Origin of the sequence: Morganella sp. GD04133, from assembly GCF_029835375.1 — a bacterium.
Classification (GTDB): Bacteria; Pseudomonadota; Gammaproteobacteria; order Enterobacterales; family Enterobacteriaceae; genus Morganella; species Morganella morganii_B.
Map to the genome: position 1 here is coordinate 1 of NZ_JAODZS010000107.1, position 685 is coordinate 685.

General features: G+C 39.6%; 1 protein-coding gene. It reads left to right on the top strand.

All coding sequences use genetic code 11. The features are described from left to right. Positions 1-483: 483 nt before the first annotated feature. A partial coding sequence (locus N7387_RS21335) for a hypothetical protein (protein WP_279800962.1) occupies positions 484-685 on the top strand: 202 nt, incomplete at its 3' end.

The following is a 685-nucleotide window of genomic DNA, read 5'->3' on the forward strand; positions in this document are numbered from 1 at the left end:
CATAGGTGAAGGGCAGCATAACCCCAGCCCTCCCCGCGAGGGCTTTTTTATATCAATTATCGCTCATCAGGTCGATAGCAACCTCATAAACCTCATTCATAAATCTGTCTATTTCTTGTTCTTTATGGGAGTACAGCAATTGCCTGATATTTCCTTTCGTTATCATCTGCCGTGAATCCAGTAACATAATAGCCGCTCTGCCTGTTACTCTGCATACTTCACTGTAAATCAGTTCTCGTTCGTCACTCATTCACCACCTCTGTATATTTATTCAACAATAACATCCACAGCAGCGCTTGGACAGAAAATAATTGTATATTTTTTGTTCCACCTCATGTGTTCTACGCCAGATTTTGACGATTTAAAAAATAAATTCACTGAACAATCAATGTATTGTTAATACTTCACTAAATTATGTTTAGTTAACACCTGACGATATGTTTAGCATTCAATAAACTCAAGTTATCAACGGAACACAGCACGTTGGCGCTCTTTAAAAACGATGATAGCGAGCTGTGCATTGGCTGTCAGAACGGTGACGCTGATAAAGCGTCAACTTTCTCAGAAGGTTTCGGGATTGAAGCAAAGCATGATTGTACCAATCACCAAAGCCGACTGTTTGGAGGAAATATGGCAATAATCATAGTGAAAAAATCACGCAAGCCTGAATTTTTACGTGGCAACT